Annotated in this window: 23 protein-coding genes; 11 read left to right on the top strand and 12 right to left on the bottom strand. The window is 36.0% G+C overall.

Translation table 11 applies throughout. From position 1 onward, the window contains the following. Window positions 1-200 (top strand): hypothetical protein (locus tag HX004_RS13215; RefSeq protein WP_286443061.1); only part of this gene is annotated, 200 nt, incomplete at its 5' end. A gap of 161 nt (window positions 201-361) precedes the next feature. Here the strand turns inward: HX004_RS13215 and HX004_RS13210 are convergent. The 6 genes from HX004_RS13210 to HX004_RS13185 all read right to left on the bottom strand — a co-directional run bounded on the left by HX004_RS13210 (window position 362) and on the right by HX004_RS13185 (window position 7,682). Next, complete coding sequence (locus tag HX004_RS13210) at window positions 362-703, bottom strand: SdpI family protein (protein WP_286443060.1); 342 nt, start codon at window positions 701-703, stop codon at window positions 362-364. A gap of 303 nt (window positions 704-1,006) precedes the next feature. Then, window positions 1,007-1,537, bottom strand: coding sequence for a TlpA family protein disulfide reductase (locus HX004_RS13205; protein ID WP_286443059.1), 531 nt, complete (start codon window positions 1,535-1,537; stop codon window positions 1,007-1,009). Between the two features lie 10 nt (window positions 1,538-1,547). Then, complete coding sequence (locus tag HX004_RS13200) at window positions 1,548-2,630, bottom strand: efflux RND transporter periplasmic adaptor subunit (protein WP_286443058.1); 1,083 nt, start codon at window positions 2,628-2,630, stop codon at window positions 1,548-1,550. A 23-nt stretch (window positions 2,631-2,653) separates the two neighbouring features. Beyond that, entirely contained in the window at window positions 2,654-5,827 is a 3,174-nt protein-coding gene (locus HX004_RS13195; RefSeq protein ID WP_286443057.1) for an efflux RND transporter permease subunit, read from the bottom strand. Window positions 5,828-5,839: 12 nt separating this feature from the next. Continuing rightward, on the bottom strand, window positions 5,840-7,225 hold the full coding sequence (locus HX004_RS13190) for a TolC family protein (RefSeq protein WP_286443056.1): 1,386 nt from the start codon (window positions 7,223-7,225) through the stop codon (window positions 5,840-5,842). 130 nt (window positions 7,226-7,355) lie between these two features. Next, window positions 7,356-7,682, bottom strand: coding sequence for a hypothetical protein (locus tag HX004_RS13185; RefSeq protein WP_286443055.1), 327 nt, complete (start codon window positions 7,680-7,682; stop codon window positions 7,356-7,358). Between the two features lie 271 nt (window positions 7,683-7,953). Between HX004_RS13185 and HX004_RS13180 the strand changes: the two genes are divergently transcribed. From HX004_RS13180 to HX004_RS13170, 3 genes are all read left to right on the top strand, one after another. Next, window positions 7,954-8,664, top strand: coding sequence for a hypothetical protein (locus tag HX004_RS13180; protein ID WP_286443054.1), 711 nt, complete (start codon window positions 7,954-7,956; stop codon window positions 8,662-8,664). Window positions 8,665-8,794: 130 nt separating this feature from the next. After that, complete coding sequence (locus HX004_RS13175) at window positions 8,795-9,376, top strand: PH domain-containing protein (RefSeq protein WP_286443053.1); 582 nt, start codon at window positions 8,795-8,797, stop codon at window positions 9,374-9,376. Then, a complete protein-coding gene (locus tag HX004_RS13170; protein ID WP_286443052.1) occupies window positions 9,376-10,887 on the top strand; it encodes a PH domain-containing protein in 1,512 nt (503 codons plus the stop codon). Before HX004_RS13175 ends, HX004_RS13170 begins: the two co-directional genes overlap by 1 nt. A 46-nt stretch (window positions 10,888-10,933) precedes the next feature. Here HX004_RS13170 and HX004_RS13165 read toward each other — a convergent pair whose 3' ends face one another. The 4 genes from HX004_RS13165 to HX004_RS13150 form a co-directional block, all read right to left on the bottom strand. Then, window positions 10,934-11,344, bottom strand: coding sequence for an SRPBCC domain-containing protein (locus HX004_RS13165; RefSeq protein ID WP_286443051.1), 411 nt, complete (start codon window positions 11,342-11,344; stop codon window positions 10,934-10,936). 69 nt (window positions 11,345-11,413) lie between these two features. After that, window positions 11,414-11,977: a Crp/Fnr family transcriptional regulator gene (locus HX004_RS13160; RefSeq protein ID WP_286443050.1), complete on the bottom strand. Its 564-nt coding sequence runs from the start codon at window positions 11,975-11,977 to the stop codon at window positions 11,414-11,416. Window positions 11,978-12,015: 38 nt separating this feature from the next. After that, window positions 12,016-12,753 carry a DUF4369 domain-containing protein gene (locus tag HX004_RS13155; protein ID WP_286443049.1) on the bottom strand — a complete coding sequence of 246 codons (738 nt, stop codon included), beginning with the start codon at window positions 12,751-12,753 and terminating at the stop codon, window positions 12,016-12,018. A gap of 9 nt (window positions 12,754-12,762) precedes the next feature. Continuing rightward, on the bottom strand, window positions 12,763-13,086 hold the full coding sequence (locus HX004_RS13150) for a YbaB/EbfC family nucleoid-associated protein (RefSeq protein WP_286443048.1): 324 nt from the start codon (window positions 13,084-13,086) through the stop codon (window positions 12,763-12,765). 183 nt (window positions 13,087-13,269) lie between these two features. Here HX004_RS13150 and HX004_RS13145 point away from each other — a divergent pair, with 183 nt between their 5' ends. From HX004_RS13145 to capA, 5 genes are all read left to right on the top strand, one after another. Beyond that, the gene (locus HX004_RS13145; RefSeq protein WP_286443047.1) at window positions 13,270-13,587 is read left to right on the top strand and encodes a GNAT family N-acetyltransferase; all 318 of its coding nucleotides are present in this window, start codon (window positions 13,270-13,272) and stop codon (window positions 13,585-13,587) included. Between the two features lie 10 nt (window positions 13,588-13,597). Further along, the gene (locus tag HX004_RS13140) at window positions 13,598-14,143 is read left to right on the top strand and encodes an NADPH-dependent FMN reductase (protein ID WP_286443046.1); all 546 of its coding nucleotides are present in this window, start codon (window positions 13,598-13,600) and stop codon (window positions 14,141-14,143) included. Window positions 14,144-14,268: 125 nt separating this feature from the next. Then, window positions 14,269-14,886, top strand: a complete 618-nt coding sequence (locus tag HX004_RS13135; RefSeq protein WP_286443045.1) for a GNAT family N-acetyltransferase — start codon at window positions 14,269-14,271, stop codon at window positions 14,884-14,886. 92 nt (window positions 14,887-14,978) lie between these two features. Next, a complete protein-coding gene (locus HX004_RS13130; RefSeq protein ID WP_286443044.1) occupies window positions 14,979-17,039 on the top strand; it encodes a S9 family peptidase in 2,061 nt (686 codons plus the stop codon). A gap of 68 nt (window positions 17,040-17,107) precedes the next feature. Continuing rightward, entirely contained in the window at window positions 17,108-18,139 is a 1,032-nt protein-coding gene (gene capA, locus HX004_RS13125) for a cysteate synthase (RefSeq protein WP_286443043.1), read from the top strand. A gap of 312 nt (window positions 18,140-18,451) precedes the next feature. Here capA and HX004_RS13120 read toward each other — a convergent pair whose 3' ends face one another. Further along, a complete protein-coding gene (locus HX004_RS13120) occupies window positions 18,452-19,984 on the bottom strand; it encodes a SulP family inorganic anion transporter (RefSeq protein WP_286443042.1) in 1,533 nt (510 codons plus the stop codon). Window positions 19,985-20,159: 175 nt separating this feature from the next. On the opposite strand from HX004_RS13120, the gene HX004_RS13115 reads away from it, so the two are divergent. Together HX004_RS13115 and HX004_RS13110 are read left to right on the top strand one after the other, a co-directional pair. Next, a complete protein-coding gene (locus tag HX004_RS13115; RefSeq protein WP_286443041.1) occupies window positions 20,160-21,032 on the top strand; it encodes an ABC transporter ATP-binding protein in 873 nt (290 codons plus the stop codon). A gap of 3 nt (window positions 21,033-21,035) precedes the next feature. Then, window positions 21,036-24,692 carry an ABC transporter permease/M1 family aminopeptidase gene (locus tag HX004_RS13110; protein ID WP_286443039.1) on the top strand — a complete coding sequence of 1,219 codons (3,657 nt, stop codon included), beginning with the start codon at window positions 21,036-21,038 and terminating at the stop codon, window positions 24,690-24,692. Window positions 24,693-24,792: 100 nt separating this feature from the next. Here the strand turns inward: HX004_RS13110 and HX004_RS13105 are convergent, their stop codons facing one another. Beyond that, window positions 24,793-25,659 carry an outer membrane beta-barrel protein gene (locus tag HX004_RS13105; RefSeq protein WP_286443038.1) on the bottom strand — a complete coding sequence of 289 codons (867 nt, stop codon included), beginning with the start codon at window positions 25,657-25,659 and terminating at the stop codon, window positions 24,793-24,795. Window positions 25,660-25,703: the final 44 nt, after the last annotated feature.

Genomic DNA, 25,703 nt, shown 5'->3' with positions numbered 1-25,703 from the left:
AGAAGAGAGAAGAGAGAAGAGAGAAGAGAGAAGAGAGAAGAGAGAAGAGAGAAGAGAGAAGAGAGAAGAGAGAAGAGTTTTTGCCTAAAATAGGGTTGTCCTTTCATGAAACGAGAATTTCTTCACCAAACACCAAACACCAAACGACAAACGACAAACACCAAACACCAAACACCTCCGCTCACAAAAAAAAGGTATGAATTACAAGTAATCCATACCTTTTTGCGTAAGTAAAATAATATTGTTAGAAAAAACCTCTTTCTTGCCTAATATAGTAGTAGTGATTTTAAAGCAAAGTAAATATTTTCTGGCTGTTGTAATCGTTAGTCCAAGAAAGAGGAAGAAATAATAATAATTGAAATTATTTTTGGATATATTTTTGGTCGACGTTTTGATCGATTTTTTCTAGTACTGTTTCTGTATGAATAATCGTATACAACACACAAAAGATATTTGATGTAATCATAATAGCTTGTAGGGTCTGTGCTGCATAATCAAATTGAGCTAGAGTATAGTTCATGCAAATCAGAAATAAACTAGCTGCGATTAGAGATGAACTACTTGTACGTTGTGCTACGCGCCAGTGTTTATCGTCTTTTAATGCGTTGTGACTTCTGTATCCTATTAAGTGCACTTGTTTAAAGTGAAATAGGAGGTTAAAGAATCCTATAAGCCCCAATATGATAGGAAATATGTATAGCATTGTCATTGTTGTTGTTTTTTGGTTGGTTTTGGTATTTGCTAAAATAAACAAAAAATTAACTTAAACTTAATATTTGCGTACAAAAAGCGAGAATTATTTGTTTTTTAATAATTTAAGGAATATCAAGGTTTATCTGTTTTTACTTTAAGTTTAGTGCTGATTTTATTGTTGTTATTTCAATAAAATGAAGAGTTTAGTATTGAAATTATTTTTAAGTGTAAAGGAAAAAGGGACCTCTACTTTATAAAAAAAGCTCACTTCTGGGGAAGTGAGCTTCAGTATAACTGTTTGAAAACAATTAATTTACAATTTCAAAACTTGATTCATAAATTTTTCTACTTCCTCAGAAGCAAAGTCCACACTTCCCACAATGCGTTGAATCATATTGCCTTTTTTATCAAAAATTACGGTGGTGGGAATGGATGTTCCTAAATAAGTACTCGATACAGTGGTTGCAGGTGTGTAAACGGGAAGATCTAAGTTTCGTTTATCCATAAAAGCTTTAGCTTTTTCATAATTACCATCAATGTCTACGAGTAAGAAAACAACATCTTTTCCTTTCATTTTTTCTTTTAGTGCTTGAATAGAAGGCATTTCCTTGATACAAGGAGGACACCAAGTGGCCCAAAAATTGACAAATACAACTTTACCCTGTAGCGAACTCAAGGATACTTTTTTTCCTGAGGCATCAAAAAAAACAGCATCAGTTGTTTTCGTATTTACAACGGGTGCACTGTTTTGTTGTGCTTGGATTGGTGTTGGATTAAATAAATTGAATGTCAATAGAAAAGTAAATGCACTCAAACTACGTTTTAAAATTTTTGATACTTGCATAGTTGTCGAATTATTTTTTAGTGTTTTTCATTTCTTCAGAAGGCTTGTTAATCACCAAGTCTGTACTATTCAGTGCTCCAAATACTTCTGTAATCGTGTCCAGTTGTACGCCTAGTTCTACTGGAATTCTTGATAGTTGTTCTCCGTTTTTGGTAATTACAAAATTGCCCGATTGTGTATGGAGAATACTTTTAGTGGTAACCCAAAGCGTAGGTTGTTTGCGCTGTAAGTTTAGTTTCACTTGTGCATAATCTCCTCCTTGTAATTTCCCTTGGCGATTATCTAAATCAAATTCTAAAGTTAAGGATCTATCCTGTTGATTCAATACGCCAGAAGTTCTGGATAATTGAGCTGTGAATTGTTCTCCTGGATAAGCACTGATACTGAAAGTAGCTGTTGTTGATTGTGGAATAGCTCCCGCGTGCTTTTCGGGAATCGCTACCGTTAAGCGCAATTGGTCGTTTTGAGCGAGTTCAAAAATAGGAGAATTATTGTTTGTTCCTACCAAGGATCCAGCTGATAAATTGCGTTGGGTGATAATCCCATCAAAAGGGGCAATAATACGCAAATAATCTTGTAATTGTTTGGACTGAGCAGTACTCGCTTTAGCAGATTCAAAAGCAGACTTTGTGCTGTGCATCGTACTTTGTGCGCGTTCGAGTTCAACTTGAGCAACAGCTCCTGTCGTTCGAGAAGCTTCTACTAATCGATCGTATACTTGCTTGGCTAATAGGTAATCACTATAGGCTTTGTCCTGAATAGATTGATCGGATAAAGCCCGTTGGTTCATCTCAGGAGCTTCTAAAAGAGCTAATAATTGTCCTTTTTTTACGTGATCTCCACGATCGACGTATACTTGTTTGATGAAACCCGAAACTTTTGCGTACAAAGCAACTTGCTCATAAGGTTTGATCTCTCCAGGTACTGTAATGCTATAGGTTGGGTTCAGTTCTTGTAAAACAGAGGTACTTAAATCTGCAGCAACAACAGTTTGTTTGGTTTGCGTTGCCTCTTTGGGTGTAGTATCCTTGCACGCCATAAAAACTACAGCGCTACCTAGTATTGCAAGAGAAAAAGTGAAATATCGTTTCATATTTATGCTATTAAAAATCAAAATTAAGGGGTTTCAATGGGGTAAAATTTACTTTTTGGATCGTCAGGATCTAAAGAAGGACCGACCAAGGTTGCCTTTTGCATGGTTGAGGTAAAGAAATGAGGAAGAAGCAATAAGATGGTAACGGTTGAGGCTAAAAGACCACCAATTACGGCTTGTCCTAAAGGAGCTACTTGTTCTCCTCCATCTCCTAAACCTAAAGACATGGGTAACATACCTGCTACCATGGCCGCCGCTGTCATCAATACCGGACGCAAACGAGAAGAAGCCGCTAAGCGAGCGGCGTTAACCGTGCGCAATTGCATTTCTTTTCGATAATATTCTGCTTGATTAATCAAGAGGACAGCATTGGATACTGAAACTCCAATGGACATGATAATCCCCATATAGGATTGTAGATTTAACGTACTTCCACTGAGGAATAGTAAAAGTAAACTACCAGCAATTACAGCAGGTAATACGGATAGAATAACCAAGGGCAATCGAAAAGATTGATAATAGGCAGATAGCATCAAGTAGATGGTAATTACGGCAACACCTAATCCAATTAATAAATTACCTAGCGTTTCATCTAATAGATTTAAGGTACCTTCTGTCCAAACAATAGTCCCACGTGGTGGTTCTCCTGCGTTTACAATGGCTTGTTTTACTGCTTTAGAGGCAGAACCCAGGTCTTTATCGTGTATGTTTGCAAGGACTGTTACATAGCGATTAGGTCCTTTTCGGTTGACTTGAGCAGCTTCATTTACCAATTTTACAGTAGCGATATCTTCTAAAATCGGTCGTAAACTCCCCTTTTTTAATGGAATAGCTTTTAGCTTTTCAGCACTGTCAATCGTCCCTTCGGGAATTTGAACTTGTACTTGAAAAACCAACCCCGAATTGGGATCTACCCATAAATTCTTATCCGTATAACGCGTGGAAGAAGTTGCAGTGGCTAAACTTCGAGTTACATCACTCATCGTTAAACCAAATTGACCCAATAAGTCGCGATTTACGTCGATTTGCAAGGTGGGATAATCCAAAGGTTCTGCAATTCGAATATCGCGTAAATAAGGAATTTCCTTTAATTCTCGTTCAATTTTTTTGGCGTGATTTTCAGCCATTTTAATTTGTCTAGCTCCAACTTTTACCTCAATAGGCGTCATCGCTCCTTGTCCCATAATTTTTTCAACTAACTCCATCGGTTCAAAGTTGATCAATACACCTGGTCGGTTTTCCTTGACTTTGGTGCGAATTTCTTCCTTGAGTGCTGCAATAGAGCCCGTGTAGATACTTTGATCAATGGCTACTTGTAAAACAGCCTCATGAGAAGCATTTGTAAATAAGAAAATTGGATTAATTGGCGTTCCTGATGGGTGCATTCCGACAAAAGAAGAGGTGATGGAAATACCATTTTCGGGTACAATAGAGGCGATATCTCCAATAATTTCTTTTACAATCTCTTCCGTTTTTTCAATGCGACTGCCTTGAGGAGCTTCAATGCGAATTTGGAAATCACCACTGTTGGAAACTGGCATAATATCGGTTCCAATGAATTGTAGTAGTAACACAATACAACCAACAGCAACAATTACATAACCGAAAAAAAGAGCTCGGGATCTCTTGTGCCAATTGCGAACGACTTGTGAATAGCGCAAGCGGAATTTTTCAAAAAATTTGCGTTGTCTTTTTGTTTTCTTATCGTAAATCGCTAAATGCTTGTTCTTCATTAACCAATTGGCCAAGATAGGAACGAAGGTTTGGGAAGCTAAAAAGGAAAAGATCATGGCAAAAGCCACCGCTAAAGAAAGAGGCATGAACATGTCTTTTGGAATTCCTGTCATGATAAAGGCGGGAGTCAATACGGCTAAAATACAAAGGAGGATAAGTAATTTGGGGATTGAAATCTCAAGCAAAGCATCTAAGATAGCTTGTGCTTTGGATTTTCCCATCTCAAAGTGCTGGTGTATATTTTCAATGGTAACGGTGGCTTCATCGACGAGAATACCAATAGAAAGAGCAAGCCCACTCAAGGTCATTATGTTGATGGTCTGTCCCATAAAATACAAGGCCGCAACAGCGGATAAAATAGCCACAGGAATAGTCAAAATTACGATGATAGCTCCACGTGTATCTCCGAGAAACAAGAAAATCATCAATCCCGTAAACAAAGCACCTAAGATTCCTTCGTGAATTAAATTCGTCAACGAACGTTCAATATACTTGGATTGGTCAAATTCATAGCGAATAGAAACATCCTCCGGTAGTGTGTTTTCCAATAGGGGTAAAGAAGCCTTTAAATTTCTCACCACATCAATAGTAGAAGCATCTGCTTTTTTGATAATCGGTAAATACACCGAGCGCGTTCCATTAATTAGGGCATAACCAGTGGTTTGATCTGCAGCGTCAATGACTTGAGCTACGTCTTTCACATAAATCGTTCTGTTTTCTGTTGTACGAATTGGAGTTTGTAGAAAAACCTCTGGATTTGTAGCAATAGAATTAATTGGAGCCATTAAGTTTTGTTCTCCAATGCGAATGTTTCCTGCAGGAGAAGGATGACTGTTTTTGGTAATGGCTAAGGTAATTTCTTCCGGACTTAAGCCATTGGCTTGCATGGCATGAGGGTCGATATTGACAATGATGGATCGCACATTTCCTCCAAAAGGAGCGGGGGCGGTTACCCCGGGAATTTCCACAAACATCGGTCTAATTCTCGTTTGTACCATGGTTTGCAATTCGGTAATAGTGCGTTGCGGACTCTCAAAAACGAGTTGACCAACAGGCAGTGAACTACCGTCAAAACGAACCACCATGGGAGGTACGGCTCCAGGAGGTAAGAATCCCATGGCACGAGAAACTTGAGTAGAAACTTCTCCCGCCGCTTGTGCCATATCCGTACCTGGATAAAAGGACAATTTCATTAAGGTTAATCCTTGAACACTTTTGAAGTCAATATTTTGTACTCCACCCACAAAGAGCAATACTTTTTGAAATTCATTCGCCATAAAACCATCCATATAAGCAGGAGAAAGCCCACCATAGGGCATGGCAATATAAATGGAAGGAAGTTCTATTTCAGGGAAGATATCGACATTGATTTTCTTGATCGAATTAATCGATAAGAAGCCCAAAGCAAATACAAGTATTAGAATGGCAATAGGCTTTCTTAAGGCAAATCGAATTAGATTCATAGATAGTCTATATTATAAGTTAGTAAATAAAAAGTCAAAATTTGCAGTTAAGGCTGCTTCTGAAACTACTTGCATCCAATAGTGTTGGGTAGCATCAATGTGCGTTTTCTCTGCTTGTTCGAGCAATTGCTGAATTTGCAGAAGTTCACTCAGGGTAATCAATCCACTTTTATAGCGAGCCATATACATACCATAGGCTTGAGTGGCATGGATAATGGCCTGATGGGTTTGTTGTAATTGTTGAGTTTGCTCTTTAATTTGAACTTGACTAGCCGCTATATTGGCTTGTAGGGCTTGTTCATAAGCACTGTATTTTTTCTCTGCACTTTCTGCCTGTTTAGTTAAGGCTTGCTTTTTGTATTGATTGGTGAATAAGGAAGAGAAATTCCAAGTAATACCAACACCAACGAGGTAGTTGTCAATAGCATTAGAAAAGCCATCTTTCCATTTATCAGTAACTGTATGGGATTGAATTCCAGTACCTCGAATAGCATACCCTCCCAATACTTTTATACTGGGAAGCGCAGCTCTACTCATGGATTTACTGCTGTGTTCAAAATAAGAGGCCTCTTGTTTGTATTGGGTTAAAACAGGGTGTTCAAATGTTTCAGTTGCAGTTGCATCGTTGGTTTTGTGCAAGGGAAAAGTCAGAAAGTTGTGCAAGTGAATAGCATCAATTGTGTCCAAGGGTTCACCTACCAATTCTGCCAATGCAATATGGGTTGCTTGTTTATTACCCGTCCAATATCGCTGTTGTCCTGCCGCTTGTAGATAAGAGGAATGTGCCAATAGATTATCTGCCGCAGGTTTTAATCCCGATACGGCTAAACCATTGGTAATTAATTCAATATTCTTTAATCGATCGGCATTTTTACTCATCCAATCATAATTGGCAGTTGCATAGAGATTTTGAATATGTCTTACGGCTAATTCCTTTTTAAGCTGAAGGATATACGCTTCTTTTTGCGCTAATTGTTGTTCATATTGTGCACTAGCTGCTTTATTTTCTTGATTTTGTTTGCCAAATGCAAATACCTCCCATTCTACAGTTGCTGAGCCGAAGGTGTTAAACGTTTGATCACTTCCATCTAAGAGATTGGGATTTCCACTGACGTTAAAAAAGCCAGACTGTGGAAAAAATGCCCCATTACTCCCCTCAAATGTACCATATGAGTTTTGAGCTTGGATTTTAAATTGTGGTAAAGCTTGACTTTTTACCGCTTGTTGTTTACTTGCTGAAGAGGCTACTAAAGCTGTTTGTGCTTGTATTCCTGGATACTGTCGTTCTACTTGTTCCCATAAGTTACCAAGAGTATGTTGTCTTGGTTCTTGAGCATAAAGAGTCACGCTTAAACAGGTCAACCACAAACAAGTAGCTGAACGAAAAATCGTTTTCATTAGAAAGAGAATATAAGGGATCTATCTTTGATAGATCGCAAATTATTAGATTTTTTAACGATAAATAGCAGTAATACCGTGTTTTAGTAAATACGAATCACGATAGACTGACAAAAAAATGCGCAAAAAATCAAATTCTCAGATTCTGAAATTCGATAAATAAAGGGAGTTTCCCGAGTAATTGAGAGGTGTCCTGATAAACAGGATGCGTATTAGACTCGTTTTGAATGCGAAATCCGAAGAAAAAAATAAGAAATGTGGATACAACTAAAGCGATAAAAGGATTTGAAATATCCCAACCTGCTTTTTGTACCAATTGACTTTGGTCATCTGTCATGAAATTTTGACTGCAACTTCTTTCAGTTACTGTCGTATGTTTCTTATTTTTAGTGTTTTTGGTTGTTTGTTCTAGGGCGGTAGTGGAGTCATTGAATAAATGATTGAGACTCGTTTGCATGGAACAGGTGGAGAAAATAAGCCATATCGCACAAAATAAAGTCAATACTTTGTACAGTTTTTGCTGGATGATATGTAACGCATTTATTTTCACAGAGAGACAAACATAGCGTATTTCAAATATAATTGCAATTTTTTTTTGATTTTAGTTTGAAATTCAAAAGATGATTGAAATAGACTGTGCGGTTAATCCTTTATAATTGATTGGTCTTTCTTTAAAAATGGTACGAATTTTGATTTATAGTTTGTACAGAAACAAAAAATAAGATCATATGAAAAAAGCGCTAGTATTATTTGGATTAGTTCTTAGCTTGTTCTTGTTAACAAGTTGTAGTACAGATGATAATAGTGGATGGAAACCCTATCCCGTAGGAGGCTTAACTATGGTAAATGGTTATGCAGGTTCTGAAGCCGTTTGGTATATTGCTAATGGACGGTTTGTACAACCTCCTTATCAAGGGTTAGCCTATAAAGGGTATGGTTATATCGGATTGTACACCGGGAATCGTTCTTTGGATATCATCACCAATACCAATGAGAAAATTGTAACCAATGCCAATCTACAAGTAGTAGAAGATCATTTATATACGTCGTTTATAGGAGGTGCATCCAAAGAGAATCTCATTCACTTCATAACGGATGATCAGCGTATTAAACTCGGTGAAGAGGGGAATAATCTTACAAATTCTGGACTTCGTTTTTTTAACCTGACAGGCGAGGATTTGGCGGTAAATGTTAAATTAGACGATGAGGTTGTTTTTAAAGATCGAAATTCAGAAACGCCTGCATCAGCAAAAAATAATGAGCAATTCATTGCACAGACAAGTAAAACATATACCGTAAGTGTTTTAGATAAAAACGGAAAAGAATTAGCTAAACGCGAACAAATTACGTTGGATAAAGGAAGGTATTTTTCCTTAATTCTAGTTGGCTCAAACAATGCGGAAAAACCCTATTATATAGGTCTTGTCAAGCAGTTTTAATTTCTATATCTATAAATCAATTGGAAAAATAGTCATCATCTATATGGTGGCTATTTTTTTTTGTAATAGAAGGGTTAGCTTCATCGCATCGAAAAGAATATATTTGTTTCTTTAAATGCTTATTTTCGATATGAATACAACCTTTTCTAATCAACAAATAGATATGGCTGAACGTCCTGTTGTGGACGCAGTAAGTTTTCAACCCTTACATATAAAGTATAAACGCGTGGTGTTAATTAATACAATTATTGCCATCTTCTTTTTGTTACTACTTGGAGCAAGTGGGTTTTATCTTCCCTTGTCAGAAAAAAGTTCCCTATTGTTGGAATATAAAGCGGTTGTATTGGGAGGTAGTGCCTTTTTTTCTTTGTTGTTACTCGGTTTGAATATGGCTGGAGTCAGCAAAAAAGGATACGCAGTTCGAGAACATGATATTGTGTATAAATCGGGATTATTGAGTCAAAAACAAACAACAATCCCCTTTAATCGCGTACAACATGTAGAAATTTACGAAGGAGTTTTATTACGTCTATTTGGTCTATGTAGAATTGAATTTTTTACTGCAGGCGGAAGTTTGGGCGATTTAAAAATACCCGGATTACCTCTTGTTGAGGCCAATAAAATAAAAAATTATGTTATTGAGCAAGTATTGCCACAAGTAAATGATACAGTTGAAAAGACAAGTAATGACCACTTAAATAACGAAGAATAATGAATTTTTATATTCCTAATCGACAAGCACCTATTGGTATTATTGTCAATTTTGTTTATGGATTACAAAAATTTGTTCGTGCCTTTTTTCCGGTTCTTATTTTAATTGCTTTGAGAATCAATAAAGGAGAATGGACAGCTAGGTGGGATTATATTATATTGAGCCTGAGTATCGGACTTTTCTTTGTTTTTGCTTTTGCTTATTTTAGTTATCGAAACTTTACCTTTCACATTGAAAAAGAGACCGATGCCTTTGTTTTACAAAAAGGAATTTTCAATAAAACAAAAACGACAATTCAACTTCGAAAAATTCAACAAGTCAATATCAATCAATCGTTTGTTAATAAGTTATTGAATATTTATTCCATTGAAATAGATTCTGCGGGAAGCGGGGCAAAAGAGGGAGTGATTAAATCTGTTTCTCATGAAGTTGCGCAAGCATTGAAAGAAACGCTATTGACGTTTCGTGAAGGAATGCTAAAAGAAGAAAATCTTGGAGAAAATTCAGCGATACAACAAGAAAGTAGTGGGATTCAGGATGTTCGACATATTAGTGTATTCACCTTGTTAAAGGTTGGCGTAACAACGAATTACCTTTATACCATGGGAATTGTATTGCTATTTGCTAATTCTTTAATTTATGAAGGTTCTAAATTTTTTGGCGACTCCTTTGACGATGAAACCATTGATACCTTTATTGAAGAACGAATTACCCTCTATGTCGGGTTAATCTTAATGCTTTGTTTTTTAGCGGTTATCTTTATAGCAAATATCATTCGAACAGTAATTAAGTTTTATAATTATAAAGTAGTGGTTCAACAAGATAATTTGTTCCTATCCTATGGGTTGCTCCAAACGAAAAGTACGATTATTAAACCTTCACGTGTTCAAATGATTAAAATCGTACGCAATTATTTTCAAAAATTATGGGGGATTTCAAGTTTTAAAATTCATCAAGTCTTTGGACAAGAATCATTAAATAAGAAAACAGCACTAGAAATTCCAGGTTGTTCTGATGAGGAAACCAAAGAGTTTTTTGATATGATCTATAAAAAAACATTGGATTTTAATGGGGTTGAATTAAAATACAATTATCGTTTTTTTGGTTTTCGATTTTTCTTTTTAGTGTTGATTCCCTTGTGTTTGTTTATTAGATTCACACAAGAAAATTTAGATTTAAATTGGCGATTGGGTAGTGCAATAGGGTATTTTGTTCTCGCTACCTTGTTGATTTGGCGTTATTTTAAAGTGGGACGTTTAATCGTGACTCCGGAGTTTATCATTCTAAAAACAGGGGCCTGGGATATTACACATACAATTTTAGAACCACATAAAATCCAGAAAATTGTATTGTCTCAATTTGCTTGGCAAAAAACGGCTAATGTTGGGAGTTTAGCCTTATATACAGCAGGTGGAATTGTGCACTTTAGTACGTCAAACTATACGCAATTAAAACACTTAAGAGACCAATGGTTATTTACTATTGAAAGTGAAAATAGACCTTGGATGTAGTGGATTGTTTACAGTTTATGGTTTACTGTAAACCATAAACTGTAGACTATTCTACATAGTCTTTAAGAGAACAATTCATTAGAATGAATCCGGGTAAGGTTTCTTTTTTTAGTTTCTTTTTGAGGAGAGGAACTAAGAGTCCACTAAAATTTTCACCTTGAATAAAGAGGCATTTATGTTCATCAATAGGGACGATTTCAAAATAGTGATAACCATCAAAAAGACCTTTAATTCCTAGTTTACCTAACCAAGTTAATTTTTGATGGGGTTTATATACTTGAACGATAGGTGAAAAATTCATCTTTTGAATGCTCACCTTTAATTTTTGACGAGGAGCAGCGGTACCTTCAATTTTGGTAATGAAGGGATTCCATTTGTAGTAATTTTCAAAGTCGATTAGAGCATTCCAGATAGTTTCTGCGTTAGTGTTAATTTCTATTTGTGTAACTAATTTCATATCGTTTTGTTTTTCACAAATATCTTGTCTTTCTTTTGAAAGACTCTTGATGTATATCAAGAAACTAAATTAGCGTTGTTGACGCCTTAATCTGCTTAATGTCTCTGGAGTCATTCCTAGTAAGGATGCAATATATTGATGCGGTACCTGGTTGAATAGAAAGGCGTAGTCTTTACAAAAGGCAAGGTAGCGCTCTTCGCTATTTTGAGATAAAAATTGAAAAATACGCTGTTCCATTTGATGAAAGCAATGACCTATAAAATTTCTTTCTTTTTCGTGCCAGCTCGCTATGATACTTTGTAAATGTTGATAATCTTCTTTAGAAATAGCAACTAAGGAAACTTCTGTGAGGGTAGTGAAATTCCAACGAGCCGGTTGATTAAAAAGCCAAGAAGATAAATCTGTAATAAAATACCCTGGAGCGCTAATCCATTGCGTAATTTCTTTTCCTTCAAAATCGGCGTGAATGCGGATATACCCTTCTGTAAGAAAAAAAAGCTGCTTCGCTTCCTTTCCAGTTTCTAGAAAAGTGGTGTTTTTTGGATACGTATAAGGAAGGAAATAATTTGCAGCTTCTTGAGTTTCATCATCTGTTAGATGAAGAGCAAATTGTAGAGAGGCTTGTAATGACATAAAAAAAATTGTCCTTTGATTAAAAGGACAATTTACAATTATTCGGTTGCTTTCGCTTCTTCTTTTTTTCTTTCTTGAATAAATTCATTCAAACTTTTAGCGTACTTGTGATTGAGTACCTCTGGAGTTAATGATCCATAGATGGTATCTAAGTATTTGATGTTGCGGTCATATAGTTCTGTAAGCGCAATATAAGGTGCAACGTCAGCATGCTTGTTGTTCAACGCAAAGTTAATTGCATTCAAGTACAAACGACCCGTTAATTTTTTATTTACCTCTTGTAAGCTATCTAATTTAGCTTGGTTGTTGGTTTTTTGAGCGTCAAATAAAGCAACGTATAAATCGTTCTGACGATCTGTAATAATCGTTCTTGATTTTAGATATTCATTGTAGAGGTCATTGTTTTGAGAACCTTTTACTTTTGCGTCTTTGTAAAAGTTTTTTAAGGTCGTTTCAATGGTCATTGTTCCAGGCTCTGCAAAGAAAGCCAATTGATTATCAATAGAATTACTGTGGCCGCGATCCAAAGAAAGGAAAAGCATTTCAGGAGATTCTAAATGGTGTTTAAACGTGAAATCGGCTGACTTGCCATCGAAAATAACAGAATCAAGCGCAACAAAAGTGGTGTCTTGAACATGGTAGAGGTATACTTTCCCTTGTTTTAAACCGTCAATTTTTCCTGTTATGGTTAAGTTATCAGTTCCTTTTGCATCTTTATTACAAGAAACAAGAAGTGAAGCGCCTAAGATAAAGGCAAGACCAATATATTTTTTCATTCTATTATTTTATTTAAATAAATCTAATCCTGGGATATTTGGCATACCGTCTTTAGCCGCCGCAGCTAATTCAGCTTCGTGAATGGCTGTCGCCTTTTCAATTGCTCTGTTTAAAACCAGAACAAGATAATCTTCCAACTGATCTTTATCTTCCATTAACTCATCTGCAATGGATAAAGAACGAATCGTTCTGTTTGCCGTTAAAGTAACGTGTAGAAGTTCATCACTACTTTTTTCATCAATTAGAATGGTATCTAATCTCTTTTTTGTTTCTTCAATTTTAGCTTGGGTTTCTTGTAATTTACCCATCATTCCCATTAAGTCGCCAAACATAGTATTATACATTAAAATTTAGTGTGACAAAAATAGTATATTCTTTTCAAGTTTTGTTCATGATGTAGCTAAAGACCTTAACTAATTTTGTGCTATATTTCCATTGATATTAATTTACATTAAGGATAAGCGAATGTATAATCCGTATTTTTGATATTGTAATCCACACTAATACTGAAAAAGATGAAAGAAGAATTTTTACCCTTAGTGGTCAATAAAAACACGACCAATCACAGATTCGAATTAACTGTTGACGGCTATATCGCTTTTATTGATTATAAAGAAGATAGTCAACGCATTCACTTGATGCATACTGAAAGTCCAGAGGAATTAGCAGGTCGCGGTGTCGCAACAGCCTTAATTGAAAAGACACTTTTATACGTTGAAGAACACAAGAAAACATTGATGCCTTTTTGTCCATTGGTATTTGCTTATATTAAAAAACATCCAGAGTGGAAAAGAATCGTCGACGTAGATTTTCCCGCATTCGATAAATTGTAAATCAAAAGAAATGAAGAAAAAAATAATTGGATTTGGAGCTAGTATTTCTACTACTTCAATCAATAAAGCTTTTGCTGCCTATGCTTTGGGGTTCTTTCCAGAATATGAAGTGGAATTAGTTGATCTGAATGATTTTGAAGTGCCTGTATTCTCAGTGGATTGTGAAAAAGAAAATTGCCCACAGGCCGTTCGAGATTTTTTGGATAAATTAAAATCAGCAGATATCCTTGTTTGTTCGATGGCAGAGCACAATCGAAATTGGACTGTGGGGTTTAAGAACTTATTTGATTGGTGTTCGCGATTAGATCTGAAACTGCTTCAACATAAACCGATGTTGCTTTTGTCAACTTCTCCAGGTGGTTATGGTGGACAAAACTCATTGAATATTGCTAAGACTATTTTTCCTGCTTTTGGAGGAAATATCCTAACAACATTCGCACTACCTAAGTTTCATGAGAATTTTGATCCTACACAAGGTATTCGAGAGGAAACATTGTTAGCAGCGTTTAAAAAACAAGTAGAGGATTTTAAAAATCAATTAATCAAAGAAAATTAATAGAAAAAAGAGATAGAGAAAGTACTATCTCTTTTTTTTGTTAGTAAGCTGTTAAAGGTTCGTACAAGGCCGAAAAAGTATGAATATATTTGAGAGAAATACGTTTAAAACTCAATCAAAAATTTATGTCTAAAACCTCTGAAATTCCTGTCAATTTCGATTTTACTAAAGACTATGTCTTAGAAAACGACCGCGTCAGACTCATTCCTTTAAGTGAAAAACACTTGGCAGACTTGCTGTATTATGCCTTACATGAAGCGGATATTTGGTTTTTTTCTTCAGATAAACCAACGGATAATGAAAATATGATAAAGTATGTGAAAGCGGCTTTAACTATGCGTAAAGAAAAGCAGGGGTACGCTTTTGTTGTATGGGATAAGCAGCAACAGAGAATCGTGGGATCTACCCGATACTATCGTGTCGATGTGCGCAATAAGGTTAGTGCAATTGGATATACGTGGTATAGTAAGTCGGCTCAGGGAACAGGGGTGAATAAGAATTGTAAATATTTATTGTTTGAGTTTTTATTTGAAAAACTGCGCTTTGAACGTGTTGAATTTGAGGCGGATAATGAAAATCATCGCAGTAAATCAGCTATTCTCAGTTTAGGTTGTAAGCAAGAAGGCATTTTGCGAAAAAATAAAATTAGAACGGACGGTACACGTCGTGATAGTGCAATTTTTGGATTATTACGAGAAGAATGGCTGGTTACTGCTAAGGAACAATTACAAGCGAAGTTGTAAGTTATCAATTGAATTGAACTGATTAAACTAAAGGAGGAAATCTTGGTCTTCCCCATGAAAAACCCTTATTTTTGTATTTTTAAATAAAAGAAATGAACGAATCTATCCTAGCTCCTATAGCTAAAAAAATACCACACGAACTAAACGCACATAATCACAAGCGTATTGATCATTACTTTTGGTTAAACGACAGAGAAGATAAAGAAGTTTTAGCTTATTTAGAAGCTGAAAAAGCCTATTATCAAACGTCAACGGAACACACTAAAACGCTGCAAGAGTCTTTGTTTTCAGAAATGAAAAATAGAATCAAAGAAGATGATTCTTCTGTTCCTTATTTCTACAACGGATATTACTATATTACTCGTTTCGAACAAGGAAAAGACTACCCGATTCACTCGCGTAAAAAGGGAAGTTTAGAGGCAGCAGAGGAAATTATGTTTGATTGTAATGAGATGGCGGCGCCTTATGCCTATTTTCACCTTAGAGGAATTACGGTTTCTGAAGATAATCAGTGGGTAGCTTATGGGGTGGATACGGTTTCTCGAAGAGAATATACCCTTTACGTCAAGAGTTTAGTTACAGGAGAAATTTTGGATTTTGCGATTAGCAATACAACAGGAGCTTCTACTTGGGCAAGTGATAATGAGACACTGTTTTATTCTCGTAAAGATGCGGTGACCTTGCGTTCAGATAAAATCTATAAGCATGTAATGGGTACTTCTGTAGAAGAAGATGTTTTAGTTTATCACGAAATAGATGATACTTTTGACACCTTTATTTACAAAGAAAAATCTAGAAAATTTCTTGTAATTGGGAGTGAAAGTACCTTAACCAGTGAGTACCGTATTTTAGAAGCAAATAATCCACAAGGCGAGTTTCGAATCTTTCAAAAAAGAGAAAGAGGGGTAGAGTATGGGATTTCTCATTATGATAATCGTTTTTATATTCTGACAAATAAGGATGATGCAGATAATTTCAAGTTAATGTCTTGTTCAGAAACGCATACAACAAGTGCAGATTGGGAGGAATTGATCCCACATCGAGAAGATGTGCTTTTGGAAGGTGTTGATATTTTTAAAGATTATTTAGTGATTTCAGAGCGTTCAAATGGTTTACCTCACATTAAGATTCAACCGTGGAAAGAAGGAGAACAAGCCTATTATTTGCCATTTGAAAGTGAAACCTATAATGCTCAAGCGCAAATTAATGCTGATTTTGAAACGGAGAAATTCCGATTTGTATATCAATCGTTGAATACCCCTTCTTCTGTTATTGATTTTAATATGCGTACGCAAGAGAAAGAAATCTTGAAAGAGCAAGAAGTACTAGGAGATTTTGACAAGAACAATTATATAGAAGAGCGTATTTGGGCTACAGCAAAAGACGGTGTGAAAATACCTATTTCGATGATCTATAGAAAAGGGATGGAGCGCAATGGCAAAAATCCATTCTTATTATATGCTTATGGATCGTATGGAATTACCATGGAACCATATTTTTCAACAACGCGTTTGAGTTTGTTGGATCGTGGTTTTGTATATGCAATTGCACATGTTCGTGGAGGAGAAGATATGGGACGCGATTGGTATGAAGATGGAAAGTTGTTGGTGAAGAAAAATACGTTTACAGACTTTATCGCTTGTTCTGAATATGTAGTGGACCAAGGATATACTTCTCCAGATTATTTATTTGCAGAAGGTGGTTCTGCTGGAGGAATGTTGATGGGAGTTGTCGCGAATGAGCGTCCTGATTTGTACCAAGGAATAATAGCACAAGTTCCTTTTGTTGACGTTGTAACGACCATGTTAGATGATAGCATTCCGTTGACCACAGGGGAATATGATGAATGGGGAAATCCAAATGAGAAAGAATATTACGACTATATGTTGTCTTATTCTCCTTATGATAATGTAAAAGCACAAGATTATCCGAATATGTATATTTCGACAGGATTACATGATTCACAAGTGCAATATTGGGAACCTGCGAAATGGGTGGCTAAACTAAGAGATACCAAAACAAATGACAAACAATTGTATTTTGATATCAATATGGATACAGGACATGGAGGTGCTTCAGGTCGATTTGAATCGTTGAAAGAAGTAGCCAAGGAATTTGCTTTTATGTTCGATTTAGTGGGAATTAAACAGTAAAAAAGAAGTAACTTAGTATCGGTTTCGACCCGATTATTAGGGGAAATACAATATAAATAAAAGAAAAGATGAAAGAAGAAATCCAAGCTGTTGATAATGTGATTTCCCTAGTGGGGGATACTCCTTTAGTGAAATTGGACAAAGTAACCGCTTCGTTAAAAGGACATTTTTACGGAAAAGTGGAAGCTTTTAATGCAGGACAATCTGCAAAAGATAGAATTGCATTGCATATTATTGAAACAGCAGAAAAAAAGGGAATTTTAAAACCAGGAGGAACTATTGTTGAAACTACGTCGGGGAATACGGGATTTAGTATTGCCATGATTAGTGCAATTAAAGGGTATAAATGTATCCTTTCTGTTAGTGATAAGTCCTCACCAGATAAAATTGATATGTTGCGCGCTATGGGAGCAAAGGTATATGTTTGCCCTGCTAACGTTGCAGCAGATGACCCAAAGTCATACTATGAAGTTGCAAAGCGTGTACATCAAGAAACACCAGGGTCAATTTATATCAATCAATATTTTAATGAATTAAATACGGAGGCACATTATTTGTCTACAGGACCAGAGATTTGGGAACAAACGAAAGGAAAGATTACGCATTTTGTTTGTTGTTCAGGAACAGGAGGAACTATTTCAGGAACGGCTCGCTATTTGAAGGAAAAGAATCCAGCAATTCAAATCTTAGGGGTTGATGCTTATGGATCGGTATTGAAGAAATACCATGAAACAGGGGAGTTGGATCCCAACGAAATTGCACCATATAAAATTGAGGGACTAGGAAAAAATTTAATTCCTTCCGCTACAGATTTTTCGGTTATTGATCATTTTGTTAAAGTAACTGATAAAGATGCTGCTTTGGTGGCAAGAGAGCTCGCTCGTACAGAAGGGCTATTCTTAGGCTATACCTCTGGAGCTGTATTACAGGCTACACGTTTATACGCTGAACAAGGAATGTTTGATGAAAATAGCGTTGTGGTGATGTTATTCCCAGATCATGGATCGCGTTATATGAGTAAGATATACAGTGATGATTGGATGCGTCAGCAAGGGTTTCTCGATGAGAGTGAACCAAAGAATGAGATCAATTATATCTAGTTGGTTTATATAATGAAAAAGGCTGTTTTGATGTAAAACAGCCTTTTTTCTTTCAGATTAAGGGGGTATCAGAAAGAAGTCGTATAGTCTAAAACTAGTCGGACTTTTTCTTTTGATATCGAAAAAAGTACAAATAAGTACTTGATTTTTAGGTATTCTAATAATTTGCTAAACAAATGTATAGAAAAAAAACTAATAAATGAATTTATAGTTGTTGTTTTTGTTAAATAAATATAGTATTTGTTTTTATTCTTTGATTGAGGAAATATTTTCTTTGCGTTTAACTAAAAAAAGGTCTTTTTGTTAAGTGAATTAGTAAGGCAAATCCTCTTGATTTTTATCGCTTTCAATCGCTATATGTTGAAAAGATTTACTGTTTTCGAGTAATCGAAGGCTGTCCGCGCGAAGGTTGCGCAACACGACTTCTTTGTTTAACTCTTGGTATTTTGCAATTACTTTTTTGAGAATTTCAATAGCTGACATATCGGCGATATGAGATTCTTTGAAGTCGATAATAATTTTAGTTGGATCTTCTTGAGGAATAAACTTTTCTGCAAAGGAGGTTGTACTTCCAAAAAATAAAGGGCCATAAATTTCGTAGACTTTGTTTCCTTCTTTATCGTATGATTTTCTAGCGCGAATGCGTTTGGCATTGTCCCAGGCAAAGATTAAGGCAGATACGATTACACCGACCAATACCGCTAAGGCTAAGTTGTGAGAAAATATAATGATGGCAGTTACGAGGAAAAGCGTAAAAATATCAGTTTTGGGCATTTGGGTAATCAGGCGAAAAGAAACCCATTCAAAGGTAGAGATCGCTACGACCATCATTACTCCTACAAGAGCTGCCATTGGGATTTGTTCGATGATAGGTCCTCCAATAAGAATAATAAAAAGAATAGTTAAAGCGCCAATAATAGCTGCAATTCTTGTTCTAGCTCCAGCTCCTATATTGACTAAAGTCTGTGCAATCATAGCACAGCCCCCCATACCGCCAAAAAAACCATTGACGATATTCGCTCCCCCTTGGGCCATGGCCTCTTTGTTGCTGTTGCCTTTGGTGTTGGTTATTTCATCTACTATATTGAGGGTTAAAAGGGATTCTATTAAGCCTACACCTGCCATAACCAGAGAGAAAGGAAGTATAATTTTCAATGTTTCCCAAGTAAAAGGAACTAAAGGTAGATGAAAGCTAGGAAGAGAACCACTTACTGTCGCAATGTCAACTACTTTTTTGGTGTCTATTTGAAAAAAGAAGACTAAGAGTGTCAGAGTAATAATGGCCACGAGAGAAGCGGGAATTTTCTTGGTTAGTTTAGGAAATCCCCAAACAATACCAATTGTTAAGGCAGTTAGCCCCAACATAAGATAAAGTGCTGATCCTGTTAACCAAGACGCGGTATCAGCAGTTGAAGTTTTAAATTGAGCAACCTGAGCCATGAAAATAATAACGGCTAAGCCGTTTAAAAAGCCATACATCACAGGTTGAGGAATGAGTCGTACAAATCGACCTAACTTACCAGCTCCAACGATAAACTGTAGGATTCCTGCTAGTATTACAGCAGCGAATAAATACTCTACTCCATGGAGAGAAGCGAGCGCTATTAATACGACGACGGTTGCTCCAGCACCCCCAGAAACCATGCCAGGTCTTCCTCCGAAAATGGCGGTGATAATTCCCATTAAAAAGGCAGCATATAGTCCTGTTAAAGGAGTTAATCCTGCCAGAATAGCAAAAGACAAAGATTCTGGAATCATCGTCATCGCTACAGTTAAACCAGCAAGAATTTCATTTTTGATATTGATGTTCTTTAAAGCAGAAACAGACAAGAATGGATTCGTCATAGAGCATTTGAATATGGGGGCAAAATTAAAATTTTAATCCAACTAAATCACAAAAAGAAGCAACGGATTACACAGCGATGAAACAGTTGGAACCTAAAAAAAAAGAATATCTTATTGAGTTGTGTAACAAAAGAGTAAAGGATGATACTTATAGGGTAAACCAAAAATTACTACTATGAAATTAGTTATTGAAAATTTAAGTAAAACCTATAAAAACGGGGTAAAAGCATTAGATGATTTGTCAATAGAAATCGGACCAGGAATGTTTGGCTTACTAGGACCGAATGGAGCGGGAAAATCTTCTTTGATGCGTACAATAGCTACATTGCAAAAGCCTGATACAGGGAATATTCGATTTGGCGATATTAATGTTTTAGAACAACAGAATGAATTTCGAAAAGTATTGGGGTACTTGCCACAAGATTTTGGGGTGTATCCAAATATGTCTGCTGTAGATTTATTGGATTATTTTGCGCGTTTGAAAGGAATTTCCAATGCAACGGAACGTCGTGAAATCGTGAGCCGCGTTTTAGAAGTAACCAATTTATATGAAGTAAGACGCAAAAGTGTAAGTGGATATTCAGGAGGAATGAAACAACGCTTTGGTATTGCTCAATTGTTGTTGAATGATCCTAAATTAATTATTGTAGATGAACCTACCGCTGGATTGGATCCCGCAGAACGCCATCGCTTCTTAAATGTTTTGAGAGAAATAGGAACCAATAATATTGTAATATTCTCCACGCATATTGTGGATGATGTGAATGAATTGTGTCACGAAATGGCTATTCTGAATGGAGGACATCTATTGGAGCGAAGCACGCCTAAAGAAGCCGAACAAAAATTAACGGGACGTATTTGGTTAAAGGAAATCAACAGAGAAGAGATCGATCAATACAATCAATTGAACATACTTTCAGGAAAATACAACCAAGAAAATCGTTTGAAAATTCGTGTATATGCAGAGGATTCTCTAGTGAATGACGGTTTTGAATTGGTAAAGCCAACCTTGGAAGATGTTTATTTTGTGGCACTAAAAAACGATTAAGGGATGTTTAAAACAGTTTTTTCTTTTGAACTTAAACGTTGGTTTAAGAGCTGGGTGTTTTACTTATATCTAGCGATTTTTTTTGTGATAAGCTTCTTGTCCATGATGTCAACCATTGGTGTTTTTGACGCTGTGAAAAGTACATCAACTTCTTTGTTGCACATGAACTCTGCTTATTTGCTAAATGTGATGTTGGATTCATTCAATATGTTGTTGTATTTCTTGTTCCCTTCTATTATCGGAATGGCAATCTACAGGGATTACAAATACGAGGTGCATCATATTTTATATTCGTATCCTTTTTCCAAATGGCAATATCTATTGGGTAAATTTAGTAGCTCCTTTTTAGTTACTCTTTTAATCAGTATCATGATGGGAATAGGGGCATTTTTAGCAACACTTGTTCCTTGGGCAACACCAGAATTATTGGGTCCCAATGTGTTGTGGAACTATGTACAAGTGTATCTGATTAATTTAATTCCCAATATGTTGTTTATTGGAGTGATTGTTTTTGCTGTAGTAACGTTAACGCGTAGTATTTACAGCGGATTTATCACAATCATCATCATTATGATTCTGCAGGGCATGATTAATAGTATTGCTGCAGATGTGAATTATAGAGAATTAGGTGCTTTGTTGGATCCTTATGGAGGACAGGCGCTAAGTTATTATACCCGTTATTGGAGTGTAGATGAATTGAATGCCAATAATTTACCACTAGAGAAATACTATATTTTAAACCGATTAATTTGGTTGGGTATTAGTTTATTATCACTTGGTATTTTGGGTAAAGTATTTAAGTTCTCACAACAGCCTGCTACTTTCTCATGGAAGAAACAGATCAAAGGAGATCGAGTAGTGAAAAATAATTTTGGTGGAATTTTCAAAATTGAATTACCTAAGGTTCACTATGATTATTCCTTAAAAACAAATTGGAGCAATGTATTTGCCTTTGCAAAGGTTGATTTTAAGTTCTTAGCTCGTAACCGCGTATTCTTAATCTTAATTGGCGTTGGGTTATTGTTTATGATCTTAGTCGCCAGTTTTGCCATGACGATGTATGGGACTGCAACTTATCCATTGACTAGACAAATGTTGATGATTCCCGGGGCCACTTTCCATTTCTTTATCTTGATGATTACTTTTTTAGGGGCTGGATTATTGGTGCACCGTGGAGAAAATACGCGTATGCATTTACTCGTAGATTCAACAGCTGTTCCGAATTGGGTGTTGTTTGTATCTAAATTTTTCGCCCTAATCGGATTGCAATTGTTGTTGCTTTTGGTTATTATGGTGACAAGTATGGGAATTCAAGCCTATAATGGATTTTATCAGTTCGAAATAGGTTTGTACTTACAAAGCTTAATCGGATTTGATTGGATTGAATTTATTATTTGGGCGTTGATGGCGATTGCTGTTCAAACGTTCTTTAAAAATTATATTGTTGGATTCTTCGTTTTACTTGTGCTTCAAATGGGATGGCCAGCTATTAGTAAAATTGGAATTGAACAACCTATTTTCTTTTTTAACTCTATACCAACTCCTTCGTATTCAGATATGAATGGCTTCGGTTCAAGTGCAGATTTTGGTAAGTTTATTACGTATGTATTGTATTGGAGTTTGTTTGTGGCAGGATTGAGTGGCTTGACTTTATTGTTTTGGAGAAGAGGTGTATTTAGTGGATTGAAAGAACGTTTTTACGATGCGAAGAAACGATCAAAGGCTGTAGTTGTCGTACCAACAGTACTTTTCTTCGTTGCTTTTGTGAGTTTAGGAGCTTACTTATACTACGAAAATACAGTTTTACACGTGTTTCGCTCATCTAAAGAAACAGAGTTGTTGCAAGTAGAGTATGAAAAAAAATACAAAAAGTATGAGTGGATGGCACAACCTCGCATTGTAGATGTAAAGGTTGACCTTGATTTGTATCCTGAAAGAAATGATTTTCAAGCCAGAGGAACTTATGTGATTGAAAATAAATCGAATCAAGCTATTGATACTTTATTGGTTGCTTTTTATCAAGATTTGAATAATAAGATTGTGGTGGATGGAGCAACGCTACTGTCTACGGATAGTATTCAAGGTTTTAGCTTTTATCGTTTTGATCAACCGATGCAAACTGGTGAAACGCGAACAATGGAATTTGTAGTGGAGAATAAACCCAATAGTTTTATTCGTTCGGAATCTCCTGTTTTAAATAACGGAACATTTTTGAATAATAGTTATTTTCCTTCTTTAGGTTATAGTAGTCGAAGTGAATTAACGGATGATGAAATCCGCAAAAAATACGGATTAGCACCTAAAGAACGCATGGCGGAACAAACGGATAAACGCGCTTTACAGAATACTTATATTAGCAGTGATGCGGATTGGATTCACTTTGACACTACGGTGAGTACCTCAGTAGATCAAATTGCGATTGCACCAGGGTATTTACAAAAAGAGTGGACAGAAGGAAATCGCCGCTACTTCCATTATAAAATGGATCAAAAAATGTTGAATTTTTATGCTTACAATTCCGCTCGTTATGAAGTAAAACGCGATAAATGGAACGATGTTAATATTGAAATTTATTATCATAAAGGGCATGAGTATAACTTGGATCGCATGATGGCTGGTGTAAAAAAATCCCTAGATTATTATTCTAAGGCCTTTAGTCCATACCAACACAAACAAGTGCGTATTATTGAATTTCCTTTAACAATGGGAACTTTTGCTCAGTCGTTTGCCAATACCATTCCGTTTTCAGAAACCATTGGATTTGTAGCGAAGGTAGATGATACGGACGAAGATGCAGTAGATTATCCTTTTTCAGTAACGGCGCACGAAGTAGCGCATCAATGGTGGGCCCATCAGGTGATTGGTGCAAACGTACAAGGAGCGACTATGTTATCTGAAAGTTTGTCTGAATATAGTTCATTAAAGGTTTTAGAAAAAGAATATGGCAAAGGACAAATGCAACGTTTTCTAAAAGAAGCCTTGGATGGCTATTTAGGGGGACGTGCTCATGAAGATAAAAAAGAAAAGCCATTAATGTATAATGAAAATCAACAGTACATCCATTACAATAAAGGATCGTTGGTTTTCTATACCATGAGTGATTATTTAGGAGATGTTGTTTTGAATGGAGTATTAAAGGAGTATGTAAAAAAAGTTGCCTTTCAAGAAGCTCCTTATACGATTTCTGCTGAATTGGTGAATGACATTAAACAAGCTACTCCTGATTCTTTGCGCTATATGGTGAAAGATATGTTTGAAACCATTACACTATATGATAATTATGTAGATAAAGTAGAAGTGAAGCCGTTAGATAACGGTAAGTATGAGGTAAAGATCAAAGCTTATGTGAGCAAATATAGAGCGGGAGATAAGGGAGAGAAACTATATGCAGAGCAAGGACAAACGCCACTTGTATTTACAGGGGATAAAAAGCTGAAAATAGAATCATTGCCTTTGGCGGATTATGTTGAAATTGGAATTTTTACCAAGGATAAAGAAGGCAAAAGCAAAGAAAAGACATTGTATTTACAAAAAGTAAAAGTAACGCAAATTGAGAATGAGTTTACGATTATTGTAGATGAGAAACCAACAGAAGTGGGAATTGATCCTTACTATAAATTGATTGATACGCGTTCGTATGATAATAGAAAAGTAATTTAAAGTAAAAAAGGGGACTATTTAGGTCCCCTTTTTTTAATAATTTGATGCTTTACACCTCAGACGAAGTGCATTTTGATATTAAATCAACACTTTGGTTATTTTATAGACCAAAACCATATTTTACTTTAATACCGATAGCGTAGGATTTTAATTTGTACGCTTCATTGTGGTAAGCTGCATTCTTTACTACTTCTGCTCTACTTTCTTCAGGTATGGGTTTGTACCAAACTAAAGATGCCGTATTTGCAGCCTTATCCGACTTTTTGATATCATTTAATCCCAAATCAAAGTACAATCCGAAGTACAAATTTTGTCTTTCGGCTAATTCATACTTGTATCCTACTTCTCCTACCCAAGCGATTCTTGTATTGACATCAATATCTCTTTTTTCTTTTTGCGTTCCAAAAGAACCGAATGCACTATATTCAGGAAAGGGCAAGGTTACTTCATATTGAGGGAAATAACCTTCTGTCTCCAGTTGGTTAAATGTTGTTTCGACTTCGCTTGTCATACTTAAACCGAATTGAACCCCCGTTCTGAAATACAGATTATTGTCCATCGTATAAGCCACTGTAAGCGGAATATTCACTTGATTCAACATTACTTTCTCATTGGCTGAACTAGCTCTGTATTTGAAGATAAATTTCTCTCCTTCCCAATCCGTTGCAGGGGTACTTCCTTCTAAGCGACTCGCTTGATATTTGGCGTTACTCATGGTATAAACACCCCCAATTCCAACGCTAAATTTGCGTGATAAATGGTAATCATAATGAAGTCCAACCCCAAGCGACGTTCCTCCATCAGATTTCATACCGTAAGGCATGCTATTTTGGAGCCCCAAATACCCTCCTTGAACACTAACACCTACTTCGTGTTTATTATAGTAATAAGGACTGAACTGAGCGGTTGCCTTTTGAGTAATGAAACACAGTCCAAACAGACTTAATGCATATATAACTTTTCTCATAAAATTCGTTTTAAAAAAATCAGACGGTAGCGGTACTACCGCCT

The sequence above is a fragment of the Myroides sp. 1354 genome, assembly GCF_030324495.1.
Taxonomy (GTDB): domain Bacteria; phylum Bacteroidota; class Bacteroidia; order Flavobacteriales; family Flavobacteriaceae; genus Flavobacterium.
The sequence above is the reverse complement of the archived record's forward strand: the minus strand, read 5'-3'. Positions and strand labels throughout refer to the sequence as shown.

Excerpts from the sequence above, each read along its gene's own strand:
- HX004_RS13160 (WP_286443050.1), bottom strand. The coding sequence starts at position 11,977 with ATGTCATTACAAGCCTCTCTACAATTTGCTCTTCATCTAACAGATGAT.
- HX004_RS13105 (WP_286443038.1), bottom strand. The coding sequence starts at position 25,659 with ATGAGAAAAGTTATATATGCATTAAGTCTGTTTGGACTGTGTTTCATT.
- capA (WP_286443043.1), top strand. The coding sequence starts at position 17,108 with ATGAAAGAAGAAATCCAAGCTGTTGATAATGTGATTTCCCTAGTGGGG.
- HX004_RS13110 (WP_286443039.1), top strand. The coding sequence starts at position 21,036 with ATGTTTAAAACAGTTTTTTCTTTTGAACTTAAACGTTGGTTTAAGAGC.
- HX004_RS13155 (WP_286443049.1), bottom strand. The coding sequence starts at position 12,753 with ATGAAAAAATATATTGGTCTTGCCTTTATCTTAGGCGCTTCACTTCTT.
- HX004_RS13145 (WP_286443047.1), top strand. The coding sequence starts at position 13,270 with ATGAAAGAAGAATTTTTACCCTTAGTGGTCAATAAAAACACGACCAAT.
- HX004_RS13205 (WP_286443059.1), bottom strand. The coding sequence starts at position 1,537 with ATGCAAGTATCAAAAATTTTAAAACGTAGTTTGAGTGCATTTACTTTT.
- HX004_RS13195 (WP_286443057.1), bottom strand. The coding sequence starts at position 5,827 with ATGAATCTAATTCGATTTGCCTTAAGAAAGCCTATTGCCATTCTAATA.
- HX004_RS13135 (WP_286443045.1), top strand. The coding sequence starts at position 14,269 with ATGTCTAAAACCTCTGAAATTCCTGTCAATTTCGATTTTACTAAAGAC.
- HX004_RS13175 (WP_286443053.1), top strand. The coding sequence starts at position 8,795 with ATGAATACAACCTTTTCTAATCAACAAATAGATATGGCTGAACGTCCT.
- HX004_RS13185 (WP_286443055.1), bottom strand. The coding sequence starts at position 7,682 with ATGCAAACGAGTCTCAATCATTTATTCAATGACTCCACTACCGCCCTA.
- HX004_RS13190 (WP_286443056.1), bottom strand. The coding sequence starts at position 7,225 with ATGAAAACGATTTTTCGTTCAGCTACTTGTTTGTGGTTGACCTGTTTA.
- HX004_RS13170 (WP_286443052.1), top strand. The coding sequence starts at position 9,376 with ATGAATTTTTATATTCCTAATCGACAAGCACCTATTGGTATTATTGTC.
- HX004_RS13165 (WP_286443051.1), bottom strand. The coding sequence starts at position 11,344 with ATGAAATTAGTTACACAAATAGAAATTAACACTAACGCAGAAACTATC.
- HX004_RS13120 (WP_286443042.1), bottom strand. The coding sequence starts at position 19,984 with ATGACGAATCCATTCTTGTCTGTTTCTGCTTTAAAGAACATCAATATC.
- HX004_RS13210 (WP_286443060.1), bottom strand. The coding sequence starts at position 703 with ATGCTATACATATTTCCTATCATATTGGGGCTTATAGGATTCTTTAAC.
- HX004_RS13140 (WP_286443046.1), top strand. The coding sequence starts at position 13,598 with ATGAAGAAAAAAATAATTGGATTTGGAGCTAGTATTTCTACTACTTCA.
- HX004_RS13130 (WP_286443044.1), top strand. The coding sequence starts at position 14,979 with ATGAACGAATCTATCCTAGCTCCTATAGCTAAAAAAATACCACACGAA.
- HX004_RS13115 (WP_286443041.1), top strand. The coding sequence starts at position 20,160 with ATGAAATTAGTTATTGAAAATTTAAGTAAAACCTATAAAAACGGGGTA.
- HX004_RS13150 (WP_286443048.1), bottom strand. The coding sequence starts at position 13,086 with ATGTTTGGCGACTTAATGGGAATGATGGGTAAATTACAAGAAACCCAA.
- HX004_RS13180 (WP_286443054.1), top strand. The coding sequence starts at position 7,954 with ATGAAAAAAGCGCTAGTATTATTTGGATTAGTTCTTAGCTTGTTCTTG.
- HX004_RS13200 (WP_286443058.1), bottom strand. The coding sequence starts at position 2,630 with ATGAAACGATATTTCACTTTTTCTCTTGCAATACTAGGTAGCGCTGTA.